The organism is Pseudundibacterium arcticum, from assembly GCF_042646465.1.
Classification (GTDB): Bacteria; Pseudomonadota; Gammaproteobacteria; order Burkholderiales; family Burkholderiaceae_D; genus Undibacterium_A; species Undibacterium_A arcticum.
The window spans coordinates 41,076-55,486 of sequence record NZ_JBHRTP010000002.1 but is presented as its reverse complement, the minus strand read 5'-3'; the positions used below and the strand labels follow the sequence as shown (position 1 = coordinate 55,486).

The window sequence follows — 14,411 nt, the reverse complement described above, 5'->3', positions numbered from 1 at the left end:
TGTCGGTTGGATCCGTCCATTCCATTAAAGTCGTTTTGGTCGTGCAGCTCAATGTTACCCGCCGAGATAGGCCTTGCGAACGTGCGGATCGTCGATCATGTCCTTCCCGGTCCCCTCGAGGGACAGTGATCCCGATTCAAACAGATAGGCACGATCACACATATCCAGCGCAGCGTAGGCGTTCTGCTCCACCATCAGCACGGTCATTCCGTCGTCGCGAACACGCCTGATGATCTCAAAGGTGCGCTCCACAATATTTGGCGCGAGGCCAAGAGACGGTTCGTCGAATAGGACCAGCTTAGGGCGCGACATCAAGGCGCGCCCTATCGCGAGCATTTGTTGTTCCCCACCTGAAAGTGTGCCGGCCATCTGATGCCGGCGCTCTGCCAGTTTCGGAAAATTGTCGAACATCCGCCCCATATCGGCAGTAATCCCTGCCTTATCCTTGCGTCGATAGGCGCCTATTTCAAGATTTTCCTGGATCGTCATTTGCGGGAAAACGCGTCGGCCTTCCGGGCAATGCGCAATCCCCATCGACAGAATGTGTTGCGGTGACGCCTTTGTGATATCCACTCCCTCAAAGCATATGCGGCCACTGACTGGGGGCAGAAGACCAGAAATTGCCTTAAGGGTGGATGTCTTGCCTGCGCCATTGGCGCCGATCAGGGTGACGAGCTCGCCCTTCTTGACGACGATAGAGACACCTTTAATTGCATCAACCTTGCCATAACGACAGATGATATTGTTAATTTCAAGCATGCTTGACTCCATGCCCCAGATAGGCGCTGATAACTTCGGGATTTTGCTGGATTGCCACCGGCGGACCGTCGGCGATGATCTTTCCATAGTTCAGGACGACGATACGATCTGAGACGCCCATTACCAACGGCATGTCGTGTTCCACCAGGAGGATGGAAATGCCGCGTGCTCGGATCTTGCTGAGGAGCTCCATGAAATCCGCTGTCTCGGATGGATTCATGCCGGATGCCGGCTCATCGAGAAGCAGCAGCGTAGGATTGGCCGCAAGCGCGACTGCTACACCGAGTAGGCGTTGCGCGCCGTATGGCAAAGCGCCGCCAAGCTCGTTGGCGTATTCGGCGATACCGATGAAGTCGAGTATTTCCCATACTGTCTCGCGTTGGCGTGCTTCCTCGCGTTTGACGCTCGGCAGCGAAAGCAGCGTCGCCCATGCCGAGGCGCGGCCATGGCGGTGCAGGCCGGTGAGAACGTTTTCGAACACCGTGTTCGTCGTGAAAAGACTGGTCTTTTGAAACGTCCGCACCAGTCCGACATCTGCCACTTCGTGCGGCTTGAGACGATGAAGCGGAGCCCCGCGAAAATGCACCTCTCCATTTGTCGGTCGCAAAAACCCTGTGACGACGTTGAATGCGGTGGTTTTTCCTGCGCCGTTCGGTCCGATCAGGCTCACCAGTTCCCCTTCCTTCACATCGAATGTCATGTCGGATATTGCCACCAGGCCGCCGAAGTGGACCGCTACATGGCTGATCGACAGGATCGTTTTTTTGGTATGCGTTGCGTTGATCATGGCTTCATCTCCATTCTCGTTGAGAGCATCTTGGCAGACGCAAGTTTTGCCTCGTGAGCCGCTTTGTTTCTGCTGTCATGGTGGTCAGGCCATCGCGACGGCGAGTTCGACGTCGCCGGCCGCACATGGGCCGGTGCGCTGCCCGTTTTTCTGTGCCACCAGCCGGATACTGCCGGCACGATGCCGCGCGGCAGGAAGAAGACAATGAGAATCATGACCACGCCGTAGACGATCCACTGAACTTCAGGCGCCGCGACGGCGCGCAACCCTACCGGCAGCACCCCGAAGATCAGGCCGCCGACGACAGGACCGGCCAGCGTGCCCTTGCCGCCCGTGACGACCATGATCACCATCGTCACCGTGTAAATGAACAGGAAAATGTCCGGATCGATGATCCTGATGTAATGCGCGTAAAGTCCGCCAGCCGCACCCGCCAGCGCGGCCGCAGCAACCGCGGCGAACACGAGGTAGCGCGTAACGTCGATGCCAACGGAGGTGGCCAAGGGCTCGTTCTCTCTCAGAGCGATCATCGCGCGCCCCATGCGGGAGCGCACGATGCGTTGTATGAGTACATAGGCGATGAAAGCCAGCCCCAGCACCAGATAGTAGTTCGGCGCCTTTTGCCAAAAGACCATCTCCCCGATTAAAGGCAGGTTGAATCCGATCGGCGGGATGTTGCTGAGTGCGAGCGGACCTTGCGTCAGATCGACCCAGTTGAGTGCCACCAGGCGAACGACTTCCGCAAAACTGATGGTGACGATAACGAAATACGCGCCCCGGATTTTGAACGATAGTTTGCCCACTATGTACCCGAACAGACCTGCAACCAGCGTGCCCAGCAGAATCCCGGCGACTGGATGCCAGGGCTGGTGAACGATGCGAAAGTCGCCGAAAATCGGGATGTCGAAACCAAGCGAAGTCAGCGCGCTGGTGTATGCACCAATGCCGAAGAAGGCGATGTGGCCCAGACTGAGCTGGCCGGTAAAACCGAGCAGGAGGTTCAGGCTCATCGCCCCGATGATAAAGATGCCGGTCGTGATCAGGATATGAAGAAAGTACTGATCATGCAGCCACAAGGGAACAGTCAGCAGGATGCCGACGAATAGATAAGTCCAGAGATGTTTCATCCGATTCTCTCCCCGCGTACGTAGAACAGGCCTGTGGGTTTGAACATCAGGACTAGGATGATGAGAATGAAGCCCATCGCGTCGCGATAGCCGGAGGAAACATAGCCGGAACCCAGCTCCTCGGCAAACGCAAGGATGAAGCCGCCGATGGCAGCCCCCGGGATACTGCCGAGGCCACCCAGAATGACGATGGCAAACGCTTTCAGCGCTGCCATATTGCCCATCGTGGTCGTCACCACGAACACCGGCCCGAGCAGTGCCCCGGCTGCAGCTGCGAGCCCGGAGCCAAGCGCAAATGTGACGGTGTAGATGGCATTGATATTGATCCCCATCAGGGAAGCCGTTTCCCGATCCTGGAACGTCGCCCGCATCGCCTTGCCCAGCGGGCTCTTGTTAATCAGGAGATAGGTTGCAAGAATCAGGATCATTGCTGCGCCAAGGACAAAAACACGTAGCCACGAGATGGAGATGGGGCCGATGATCAACGGTTCGGTAGAAAAGGGGGTTGGGACCGATTTTGCGACGCCGCCCCAGATCAGCAGTGCGATGTTCTGCAGGGCTATCCAGCAGCCGATCATGACGATCATTGTCGAATCGATATCTGCATTGCGCATCCTGCGCAGAAACACTCTTTCGATGCAGGCTCCAAGCAGGATTCCAAGCATGATGGATACGGCCATGGCGAGGAAGAAGTTCCACCCCAGCGCCGATACAAAGAAATAGGCCATGAAGCCACCGAATGAATACAGCTCTCCATGGGTGAAATTCACGACTTTCATGATCCCGAGGATCAGGGTCAGACCGATCCCGAGAAGCGCATATGTGCCCCCCAGGATCAGCGCATTTGCTATGTGCTGAAGTAATTGGTCCAATTGGATTCCCGCACGCGCCTGAAGACGAAGTGATTGTGGATGGCGCTGGATCCACAACATTCAAGACGAATGCCTGGCGTATTCCGCTGCAAGATTGCACAAAATACACCAGGCTTCACCAGCTTTTCGTTACGGAACGAGCTCGACCTTTCCATTTTCGATTTTCACGAGATAGGTATTCGGCGTGCTTTGGCCGCTCTCTTTACCCAGAGGGCCCGCCTTGCTGAAAGCGATCTTGCCGGTGAGGCCGGTCAACTCGGTTTTCCAGAGCGCATCGCGGATTTTCTCCGGATCCGGGCTGCCAGCCTTCGCGATTGCCGCCACGATAGTGCGAATCCCATCGTAGCCACGGAAACCTTCGGTCAGGCCAGCACCGTCATAGCCGCGCTTATTCCATTCGGCGATAAAGGCTTTGGCAGCCACCGGATCGGCGGATGCCTCAGGAAACCACGGCGCAAACATCATGTTATGCATCGAGCCATTCGCCGCAGAGCCGGCGTGTTCGATCAACTGGTTCGGGCTTTGGGACCCACCCAGCGTAATGATCCGGCGTTTGAGCCCGAGGGACTGCGCCTGCTTCAGGACCAGTGTCAATTGCTCGACAGCGGTTGTAACGAACAACGTGTCGCTATCGGTGCCCTTGAGGGTCGACAGCTGCGACGTCATATCTTGGGCTGATGCATCCATGGTCAGCACGCGTCCGACGGTGACCCCCTTCTCCTTCAGCATGGCCTGGAATGCATCGGCCGAGCCTCGTCCCCAGTCATTGTTCACAACGAGCATGTCGGCTTTGCGGATGTTCAGCGCGGCGACATGCCTGGCAAAACTGAGGGCTTCCATGCCGTTGGTCGGGCAGATTCTGAAGACATAAGGATTACCCGATGTCGTGATCTTGTCCGCGCCCGATGTCTCAACCACCATTGGCACCTTGTATTCCATCAGCTTCGGCATCGCTGCGAGCGTATAAGTGGAACTCCACGCACCCAGCATGACCGGTACCTTATCCCGGACAATCAGCTTCTCGGCAGCGTTAGCCGCTTCAGTCGGATTGCTCTTGTTGTCTTCAATAACAAGTTCAATTTTGCTGCCGTTGATGCCTCCTTTCGTGTTGATTTCATCCGCCGCAATCTTCGCGCCGTTGGTCACGAAATTTCCGGATGCAGCGACCGCCCCGGTCAACGGTTGGTTCACCCCGATCTTTACGATGCCTGCAGCTTGCGTTTCAGCAGTTACCGCAAAACACACGGCAGCTGCGGCAAGAGTCATCCTAAACCATTTCTGTCTCATCCTTCTTCTCCTTTTGTATGCTTTGCCGTACAAGATGTCAGCTCAGTCTGCCTATGAATCTATCAATAGGACGTTAGAAAGTCAATGTTATTTTATTTTAATTTGCCATTTCACCGAACGGCCATTTGATTACTTGCACTCGACCTTTATTGGTGATATGGTTCCATCAATGGAATGATACAAACAATGAGGCGAAATAGCTTCTTGGTGTCAGCCATGCGAAGGGGCTATTGCTGTCGGGGCGCACTTAATTTCATGTCCGGGCATTCGATTCGCCGCCTTCTGCGCGTAACTCCCACTCGGGGATTATGTCAAAACACTAGGAGACAAAATGGAAGTTAAATCTTATCTTGAACTGCGCGGCCAGCTTGCGGAGCGGGATCGAAGTCTGCGCGAAAAAGTGCTTTCGCTAGAAGAGGCGGCTGCATTGGTAAATGATGGGGACTCGGTAGGCATCGGCGGAAGCACACTGTCACGCACCCCGATGGCAATGATCTGGGCGCTGATCCGGGCCCGAAAAAAAGAGCTTTCAATCTCGCGCAGCATCGTCTCAAGTGACGGCGATCTGCTCTTCGCGTCCGGGATCTGCAACCACATCACTACCAGCTGGTTCAGTCAGGGAATCGTATGGGGAGTGTCCAAAGTCATGCGCCATTACGTCGAGAGTCGTAAAGCCCGATATGACGAGTGGAGCCATCTCGCGATGGGCATGCGCTTCAAGGCCGGCGCGATGGGCGTACCCTTCCTGCCCATGCGCTCGATGCTCGGCTCCGATGTCATGCGCCAGCGCCCGGAGGCGCGCCAGATCGATTGTCCTTTCACCGGTGAAAACCTGTTGCTGGTACCGGCGCTCAATCCGGACGTGGCGATCATTCACGTACAGCGTTGCGACGCTTACGGCAACGCGCAGATGGATGGCTTGCAATTCATGGACATTGATCTTGCAATGGCCGCGAACAAGGTCATTTTGACAACTGAGAGGATCGTCTCCAACGATCAGATCCGGCGTGCTCCCGACCAAACAAAGATCCCGTTTTTCGCCGTCGATGCCGTGGTCGAAGTGCCGTTTGGCTCGGCACCGCACGAATGCAGCGGAGTCTACGAGCCGCTATTCCAGCACATGGATTACTACACTTCGCTTGCCAATGGTGATCCGGTTGCCGGAATGGAGGAATATTTGAATCGCTATGTTCGCGAGCCAAAGACATGGAACGACTATCTAGGTCTTCTTGGATTAGATGAATTACTGGATGCTTCGCGCCGCGGAAGGAGTCTGCTCAATGACTGATATCGCCAATTTCACCGCCGGCGAGCTGCTGGCGGTAATGAGTTCACGTTTACTCAAGGAAGGACAAATCGTGTTCGCCGGAGTGGGCGTGCCACTGTTGTCGGCAACGCTGGCACAACGTCTGCGTTGCCCCGGTCTCACGATCTTGTTCGAGGGGGGGGTCGTCGGTCCGATCATTGAGCCGGGTGCACTACCGCCATCAACCAACGAACAACGCTGTACAAAGCGCGCCAATATGGTGCTCAGCAGTACCGACGTACTGCTTCTATTGCAACGTGGATACGTCGACATCGGCTTCATGGGCGGTGCGCAGATCGATATGTACGGCAATCTGAATTCATCGTATATCGGTAACCCTGCCAATCCGAAGACGCGTCTGCCGGGCACCGGCGGCGGCAACGACATCTCGAGCCTGACCCACATGATCGTCGCCATGAAGCATGAAAGGCGTCGCTTCGTCGAAAAGGTTGACTTCGTCACCAGTCCGGGCTTCCTCAACGGCGGTACGACGCGTCGCGACCAAGGTCTTCTTGCCGGCGGCATGTACCGGGTAGTGACGGATCTGGGGATCTTCGGCTTCGACGACAGGAGCAAGAAAATGAAGGTCGTCGCACTTCATCCGGGCGTCAGCATCGAACAGGTTCATGACAACACAGGATTCCGACTTGCGTATGACCAAGATATCACAGTGACTGAGCTCCCAACCGAGCGTGAGCTCGGTGTGCTGCGCGAGCTCGACCCGGAGCGCCTTTATATCGCATAGCGTCTGCATGTTTCACAAAATTTCAGAATGAAAATGACTTTACAGGAGAACACACATGGCTGGTCTGCATAACACGTATGGTATCGCTGCTCGCAATTTCACGGCCTATCCGGAAATGCCGGATGCGAAGGCGCTGGTCGACTACGGCGTCAGAATGGAGGAATTGGGTTTTGATTCGATTTGGGTCTGGGATCACATCCTCTTGGGCGTGCAGCCGAATTTCCCAATCATCGATTCGCTGACACTACTCACAGCCATTGCCGCCCGCACCAAAAAGATCAAGCTATCTACTGGCATTCTGGTACTGCCGCTGCGCAATCCGGTGGTGCTCGCTAAACAGCTCTCGAGCATGGATCAGCTCTCCGATGGCCGCCTCCTGCTGGCCATGGCCGCTGGCTGGTACAAGCGCGAGTTCGACGCTGTCGGCGTGCCTTTCGACCAGCGCGGCAAGATCATGGGCGAGAACCTCGAGATTCTGAAACGCTTCTGGACCGAGGACATGGTCGAGGGCGAATGGACCAATCACAAGATACCCGCTGGGGTGATGTATCCGAAGCCAGTGCAGAAGTCCCGTCCGCCGCTCCTGATCGGCGGCTATGTCGATCGCGTACTGAAGCGGGCAGCAGTGGAAGGCGACGGATGGTTGACGTATTTCTACCGCCCCGAGAAATTCGCCAAGTCGTGGGCGAAGATCCGCAACTACGCCACGGAAGCAGGCAAGGATCCAGATACGCTCATGAATGGCGCGCAGCTTCCAATCATGATCGGCGAATCGCGTGCCGCGGTGGAGGGAAAGATGATGGAATGGCTGAACACGGATTTTGATATTGCACAGGGAAGCGAATCGACCATGGACAGCGCGATCATGGGGACCGTTGACGAATGCGTGGCGCAGCTCAAGGAGCACCTCGCCGCCGGCGTGCAGAAAATCGTCTTCGTTCCCTACAAGTACGAGATGAACCAGTGCGAGATCATCGCGAAGGAAATCATCCCGCAACTTAGGGCATTTCAGGCGTGACGCGCGCCGTCTTGCGTAGGACTGTTTTTTTCGATGAATGCGTAAATGGCGTTGGGTTGGACAACTGAAGGAAATTCGGATGAAAGCCAATCACAACCAACTCGCACAACGCCGAGAGCAAGCTTTGCTCGGCGGCGGTGCGGAACGCATCGCCGCACATCACGCACGCGGCAAGCTCACTGCGCGGGAGCGTGTCGAGCTACTACTCGACCAAGGGTCCTGCATTGAGTTTGACATGTTTGTGGAACATCGGTGCGCGGACTTCGGGATGGCGGCGAACAAGATGCCGGGTGATGGCGTCATCACCTGCCAGGGCACCATCAACGGACGCCCGGTATTTCTCTTCGCAAAGGATATTTCAGCATTCCACGGCACGCTATCCGAATCACATGCACGGAAGATTGCCAAGATCCAGGATTTGGCGCTCAAGAACCGCGCCCCCCTCATCGGGCTTTTCGACAGCGATGGCGCACGCGTTCAGGAGGGTACGGCGGCACTTGCAGGCTACGGCGAGCAGTATCGGCGCAGCGTGGCAGCGTCGGGCGTCATTCCCCAGATTTCGGTGATTCTGGGCCCATGCCCGGGCGCCGACGCGTTCTCACCGCCGATGACTGATTTCGTCTTTATGGTGAATGATACGAGTTCAATGTTTGTGACCGGACCGGACGTGGTGCAAACCATCACTAATGAAACGGTTACCGTTGAGGAACTCGGGGGCGCCTCTGTGCATACCACGCAATCATCGGTGGCAGATAGCAACTATGATAACGATGTCACGGCGATTCTACAGATGCGGCGCCTGGTCGACTTCTTGCCGGCGAACAACCTGGATGGCGTCCCGGAGTGGTCCAGCTTTGATGATTGGGAACGGATCGAGCCCTCGCTTGATACGCTCATCCCGGAAGACCCGGACCAGCCCTACGACATCAAGGAGCTGATCCTCAAGGTGGTGGATGAAGGCGACTTCTTCGAGATCCAGGCGATGTTTGCATCCAATATCGTGACCGGATTCGGGCGCATCGCAGGGCGCACCATAGGCATCGTCGCGAATCAGCCCATGGTGCTTGCCGGCGTGCTTGACTCCGACGCTGCACGCAAGGCGGCTCGCTTCGTGCGCTTTTGCGATGCTTTCGGTATACCCGTCGTCACGTTGGTTGACGTTCCGGGTTTCCTGCCAGGCACATCGCAGGAACATGGTGGCCTCATCAAGCACGGCGCCAAGCTGTTATTCGCTTTTTCGCAGGCGACCGTGCCGCTGGTTACCGTAGTCACCCGCAAGGCATTCGGCGCCGCATATACCATTATGGGCTCCAAGCATATCGGAGCCGACGTGAATTATGTGTGGCCCACTGCGCACATCGGGCTCATGAGCGCGAAGAGTGCCTTGGCAATAATCGACGGCTGCACCGAAAATGATCCGGATCAAGTCGCGGAGCGCGTAAAGAAGTACGAAGAATGTTTCAACTCGTCTTTTGCCGCAGCAAAACAAGGCTATGTCGATGACATCATCATGCCTTGTCAGACCAGGCGGCACATTGCGCAGGCACTTGCTGCGCTGGTGCGCAAGACGAGCGAGCAACCGTGGCGCAAGCACGACAACATTCCCCTATAACCGCATGAATCACGGATAACAACAAGATCCATGTTTTCAAAAATTCTTATCGCCAACCGTGGCGAAATCGCATGCCGGATCATCAAGACCGCGCGCCGCATGGGCATTAAGACGGTTGCCGTCTACTCGGATGCCGACAAGCGGGCGCTACATGTCGAAATGGCCGACGAATCAGTGCATATAGGACCCGCCGCTGCCGGTGAGTCCTACTTGGTCATGGAAAAGATCATTGCCGCCTGCCGGCGGACGAACGCGGACGCAGTCCATCCCGGCTATGGTTTTTTGTCCGAGCGAGCCGCGTTCGCCAAGGCGTTGCAGGCGGCTGAGTTGGTTTTCATCGGGCCCAATCCGAAGGCCATGGAGGCCATGGGTGACAAAATCGAGTCGAAAAAGTGCGCCAGCGCCGCGCATGTCTCGACCATTCCCGGCTATCTCGGCGTCATCGCCGATCCGGATCACGCGGTGCAGATCGCCGACGAGATAGGCTACCCGGTTATGATCAAGGCCTCTGCCGGTGGCGGCGGAAAAGGCATGCGTATCGCCTACTCGGCGTCCGAGGTTGCCGACGGTTTCGCGCGCGCCAAATCCGAAGCGGCATCCTCGTTCGGAGATGATCGCGTCTTCGTCGAGAAATTCATTGTCGATCCGCGTCACATCGAAATACAGATACTCGGCGACAAGCACGGCAACCTCATTTATCTCGGCGAACGCGAGTGCTCGATTCAGCGACGCAACCAGAAGGTCATCGAAGAAGCGCCGTCACCGTTTCTCAACGACGCAATGCGCAAAAAAATGGGTGACCAGGCCGTGGCGCTGGCCAGAGCGGTAGGATACGACTCGGCGGGCACCGTCGAATTCGTTGCGGGGCAAGACGGCTCGTTCTACTTCCTCGAGATGAACACGCGTCTGCAAGTCGAACATCCAGTGACGGAACTGATCACGGGTATCGATCTGGTCGAACAGATGATCCATGTTGCGGCCGGAGGCAAGCTCGCGCTTACGCAGGCTGACGTGAAACTCAACGGCTGGGCTGTCGAGAGCCGTATCTACGCCGAAGACCCGACAAACAATTTCATGCCGGCGACTGGCCGTCTCGTGAGCTACCGCCCCCCTGCCGAAGGCACCCATCAGGGCATCACTCTGCGTAATGATACGGGCGTGTATGAGGGCGGAGAAATATCCGTCCACTACGACCCCATGATAGCCAAACTCGTCACGCACGCGCCGACGCGCCAGCAGGCGATCGCATCGCAGTGCCATGCCCTCGACGCTTTCGTGATCGACGGCATTCGCCATAACATCCCCTTTCTTTCCGCGCTCATGCGCCACCCCCGATGGCACGCAGGTAATCTCTCAACGGCGTTCATCGCAGAAGAGTTTAAAGGGGGCTTCGCGCTATCGGAACCTACGGGGTGCCTGGCACGGAGGTTGGCAGCCGTGGCTGCGGCAATCGACGACCTTTCTGCCGTCAGACAACATGCGATTTCCAAGTCGGTACGGGGCATGCTAGCAAGGCCGCATCGACGCGAACGCGTGGTGATGCTCCATGCGGCACGCTTCGACGTATCGGTGGAAACTACGTCCGATGGCTGCCTAGTTCGCTTCGACCGCGACGAGGAACCCGCTCATATCGTTGTGTCTGACTGGCGGCCAGGTCAACTTGTTTGGTGCGGCACGGTCGACGCCGAGAACATGGCGGTTCAAGTACGTCCCGTCCTGAACGGGATGACACTGGCGCATGCCGGTACGCACGTCAAAGCGCGTGTCTTCACGCGTCGCGAAGCCGAACTCATTACTTTCATGCCCTCGAAAAAGGTCGACGCCGCCGACACGCAGCTTCACTGTCCGATGGCAGGCGTCATCATGTTGATAGCGGTAGAGGTCGGCCAAGAGGTTAAGGCTGGTGACCCGCTATGCGTCATCGAGGCGATGAAGATGGAGACCACATTGCATGCAGCGCGGACCGGGGTCGTGTCGAAAATCAGCGTTAGAACAGGAGACCTCCTGGCAGCGGAGGCCGTGATCATGGAGTTTGCATGAACATCGGCAGTGGAACTGCATTACAGAACTACCTGGCATGGTAGGAATGTTGGGAGTCTGGACGGCAAGCAGCACGCTGCGGTCAGTGTGGTAACGACGCTACGTTGCCAAGGGGATGCGCTTAGATTCATTTTCGCGATTTTTCCGTTCGTCCCGACTGCCAAAATGCTGTATCCGGTCGGTCGCACCTGGTGAGTCGAACGGTCCCCGTGTTGGCCACCGCGTGGGAATTAAGGATACGGTAAGGATACGGTCAAAAGGAAGAACATGGATTCTGAAAATTTTTCCACGCTACAGGCAGCAGCCGACTGGCGACGACAAGGCCACGCGGTTGCGCTGGTCACCGTTGCCGAAACCTGGGGTTCGTCGCCACGGCCGGTCGGCGCTATGCTGTGCTTGCATGAGGATGGCCGGGTCATGGGCTCGGTATCGGGCGGTTGCGTCGAGGACGATCTAATCGAACGGCTGCGCCGAGATGGTATGCCGGCAGCCTTGACGACCGTTACATATGGCGTCACACGGGAAGAAGCTGCCCGCTTCGGCCTGCCCTGCGGCGGCACCCTTCGGCTCATTGTAGAACCGCTGACCGATGCACTATGGGTCCATGAAGTCCTTGACGCTATCGCAGGGCATCAACTCGTGATGCGCACCATAGACTTGAACACGGGTGCGCACACGCTTGCCCCGGCACGTAACAATGACCTTTGCGGCCTGGAGAGCGGATGGTTTCGATGTCTGTTTGGCCCGCGCTGGCGTCTGCTGCTGATCGGGGCTGGGCAGACGTCTTCGATTGCCGCCGAGATCGCCAAGGCATTAGATTTTCATGTGATAGTGTGCGATCCTCGCGATGAGTTCTATCGTGGCTGGTCGGTATCCAGCACCGACTTGTTGACCATCATGCCTGACGACGCGGTGGTGCACATTGAACCCGATTGTCGCACGGCCATTGTGGCCCTAACTCACGACCCCAAGCTTGACGATATGGCTCTGCTCGAGGCGCTCAAGTCACCTGCCTTTTACGTTGGCGCACTCGGCTCTCGGGAAAATCAAAAAAATCGCCGCGAGCGCCTTGCTTTATTTGATTTGGCGACATGCGAAATTAACCGATTATACGGACCTGTCGGCTTGCGCATCGGCAGCCGGACTCCGGCTGAGATCGCAGTCTCGATAATGGCCGAAATTATCAGTGTGCGAAATCAGGTTACGACGGCGGTAGCCATCGGAGCAAGCGCTTGCATTTCCTAGCTCCACCCGGTCATGTCCGCCAGCAAACTGCAGATACCTAGCGGAGTTCGAAAGTAAGCGGTACTTGAAATTCCACAGCATCGCGTCGTCACTGTCATTTCAATTGCAAGCTTTTCTTCCGCCAACTTTAATTATATGGGCATTTTTTTGCAGAAAGGCGCAGAAGTTTCATTGGGGGAGTTTGTGCAACACCGCGCAGACGGGTACGGATAAACGATCGATTTTAAGTAACATGCTTAGGCTTCCTTTAGCGAATGATCGGAAGAGGACAGGAAGGTTCTCTTCGTAGCTGATTTTACTTGCATTCTTGTCGCGCCCCATTCCCCTATTCCATCCTGAAGCGAAAAGGTTATTGTCATGTTGCAACCTGTCACTTTTCATCCTGTTGCACCTGCAATCACGCCATCGCATGGCGCTGCCTGGCCAGTCGATGAGGTATTAGCGTTATTCGAGATGCGGTTTAATGACCTCATGTATCAGGCGCAGCAGGTACATCGCGCAAATTTTGATTCTGGTGATGTCGAGTTGGCGACGCTGCTGTCGATCAAGACCGGCGGTTGCGAGGAAGATTGCGGCTACTGCCCGCAAGCGGCGCGCTTCGACACCGGCGTCGTAGCCAAAAAAATCATGCCGCTGGAGGAAGTGTTAGCCGCGGCCTGTGAAGCCAAGGCCAACGGCGCGACCCGTTTCTGTATGGGCGCAGCCTGGCGCTCGCCGAAAGAGCGTGACATGAAGAAGGTCGAAGAGATGGTGCGCGGAGTCAAGGCACTCGGTCTGGAAACCTGCGCCACGCTCGGCATGCTGGAAGAAGGCCAGGCCGATCGCCTGAAACAAGCTGGTCTCGATTATTACAACCATAACCTCGACACCGCGCCGGAGTTCTACAACAACGTGATCTCGACCCGTGAATATCAGGACCGTCTCGATACGCTGGGCCGCGTGCGCCATGCGGGCTTGAAAGTGTGCTGCGGCGGCATCGTCGGCATGGGCGAATCGCGCCGTCAACGCGCCGGCCTGATCGCGCAATTGGCGAACCTGAATCCGTATCCGGAATCGGTGCCGGTCAATCATCTGGTGCAGGTCGAAGGCACGCCGCTGCATGGCACCGAAGCGCTCGATCCGTTTGAATTCGTGCGCACCATCGCGGTGGCGCGGATCACGATGCCGAAGGCGCGGGTGCGTTTGTCGGCCGGGCGGCGGCAAATGGGTGAAGCGGTGCAGGCGCTGTGTTTCCTGGCCGGTGCCAATTCGATTTTTTATGGCGACAAGTTGCTGACCACCGGCAACCCGGAAACCGACGACGATCGCGCGCTGCTCGCCAAGCTGGGCTTGCGTACCCGCGTCGGCGCAGCCGATGATGGATGCAAACCGACATCGTAGTGCCATTTTAAGTTAAAAGATAATGGATACAACCTTCATCAATTCTGCCTTCTTAATTGATCCTTATCCAACCTACCATGCGTTGCGTGCCGCAGGGCCGCTTCATTGGAGTAAGGAATTTTGTGGAGGGGCATGGCTGCTGACGAACTATACGGATGTCGCAAACGTGCTGCGCGATCCCAGTTTTTCGGCCCAGCGAGCGAGCTGATGGGCCAACGGCAGTGGGTCGGGGG

Annotated in this window: 13 protein-coding genes; 8 read left to right on the top strand and 5 right to left on the bottom strand. The window is 56.7% G+C overall.

The features are described from left to right. Positions 1-54: 54 nt before the first annotated feature. From ACFOFO_RS00440 to ACFOFO_RS00420, 5 genes are all read right to left on the bottom strand, one after another. Complete coding sequence (locus tag ACFOFO_RS00440) at positions 55-771, bottom strand: ABC transporter ATP-binding protein (RefSeq protein WP_390330502.1); 717 nt, start codon at positions 769-771, stop codon at positions 55-57. Continuing rightward, the gene (locus ACFOFO_RS00435) at positions 752-1,546 is read right to left on the bottom strand and encodes an ABC transporter ATP-binding protein (RefSeq protein WP_390330501.1); all 795 of its coding nucleotides are present in this window, start codon (positions 1,544-1,546) and stop codon (positions 752-754) included. Before ACFOFO_RS00435 ends, ACFOFO_RS00440 begins: the two co-directional genes overlap by 20 nt. Beyond that, the gene (locus ACFOFO_RS00430; RefSeq protein WP_390324913.1) at positions 1,543-2,673 is read right to left on the bottom strand and encodes a branched-chain amino acid ABC transporter permease; all 1,131 of its coding nucleotides are present in this window, start codon (positions 2,671-2,673) and stop codon (positions 1,543-1,545) included. The genes ACFOFO_RS00435 and ACFOFO_RS00430 overlap by 4 nt, the downstream gene beginning before the upstream one ends. After that, the gene (locus tag ACFOFO_RS00425) at positions 2,670-3,545 is read right to left on the bottom strand and encodes a branched-chain amino acid ABC transporter permease (protein ID WP_390330499.1); all 876 of its coding nucleotides are present in this window, start codon (positions 3,543-3,545) and stop codon (positions 2,670-2,672) included. Before ACFOFO_RS00425 ends, ACFOFO_RS00430 begins: the two co-directional genes overlap by 4 nt. 129 nt (positions 3,546-3,674) lie before the next feature. Beyond that, entirely contained in the window at positions 3,675-4,832 is a 1,158-nt protein-coding gene (locus tag ACFOFO_RS00420) for an ABC transporter substrate-binding protein (protein ID WP_390330498.1), read from the bottom strand. A gap of 331 nt (positions 4,833-5,163) precedes the next feature. Between ACFOFO_RS00420 and ACFOFO_RS00415 the strand changes: the two genes are divergently transcribed. The 8 genes from ACFOFO_RS00415 (at position 5,164) to ACFOFO_RS00380 (ending at position 14,386) form a co-directional block, all read left to right on the top strand. Continuing rightward, positions 5,164-6,120, top strand: a complete 957-nt coding sequence (locus ACFOFO_RS00415) for a CoA transferase subunit A (RefSeq protein WP_390330497.1) — start codon at positions 5,164-5,166, stop codon at positions 6,118-6,120. Beyond that, positions 6,113-6,883: a CoA-transferase subunit beta gene (locus ACFOFO_RS00410; protein ID WP_390324919.1), complete on the top strand. Its 771-nt coding sequence runs from the start codon at positions 6,113-6,115 to the stop codon at positions 6,881-6,883. The genes ACFOFO_RS00415 and ACFOFO_RS00410 overlap by 8 nt, the downstream gene beginning before the upstream one ends. A gap of 55 nt (positions 6,884-6,938) precedes the next feature. Continuing rightward, positions 6,939-7,901 carry an LLM class flavin-dependent oxidoreductase gene (locus tag ACFOFO_RS00405; protein WP_390330495.1) on the top strand — a complete coding sequence of 321 codons (963 nt, stop codon included), beginning with the start codon at positions 6,939-6,941 and terminating at the stop codon, positions 7,899-7,901. Between the two features lie 79 nt (positions 7,902-7,980). Beyond that, positions 7,981-9,513, top strand: coding sequence for an acyl-CoA carboxylase subunit beta (locus ACFOFO_RS00400; protein ID WP_390324924.1), 1,533 nt, complete (start codon positions 7,981-7,983; stop codon positions 9,511-9,513). Between the two features lie 30 nt (positions 9,514-9,543). After that, positions 9,544-11,553 carry an acetyl-CoA carboxylase biotin carboxylase subunit gene (locus tag ACFOFO_RS00395; RefSeq protein WP_390330493.1) on the top strand — a complete coding sequence of 670 codons (2,010 nt, stop codon included), beginning with the start codon at positions 9,544-9,546 and terminating at the stop codon, positions 11,551-11,553. A 267-nt stretch (positions 11,554-11,820) separates the two neighbouring features. Next, positions 11,821-12,798 (top strand): XdhC family protein, encoded by a 978-nt coding sequence (locus tag ACFOFO_RS00390; RefSeq protein WP_390324926.1) that lies wholly within the window; start codon positions 11,821-11,823, stop codon positions 12,796-12,798. Positions 12,799-13,155: 357 nt separating this feature from the next. Next, the gene (bioB, locus tag ACFOFO_RS00385) at positions 13,156-14,178 is read left to right on the top strand and encodes a biotin synthase BioB (protein ID WP_390330491.1); all 1,023 of its coding nucleotides are present in this window, start codon (positions 13,156-13,158) and stop codon (positions 14,176-14,178) included. Between the two features lie 22 nt (positions 14,179-14,200). Further along, a complete protein-coding gene (locus ACFOFO_RS00380; protein ID WP_390324927.1) occupies positions 14,201-14,386 on the top strand; it encodes a hypothetical protein in 186 nt (61 codons plus the stop codon). The last annotated feature ends 25 nt before the right edge of the window (positions 14,387-14,411 follow it).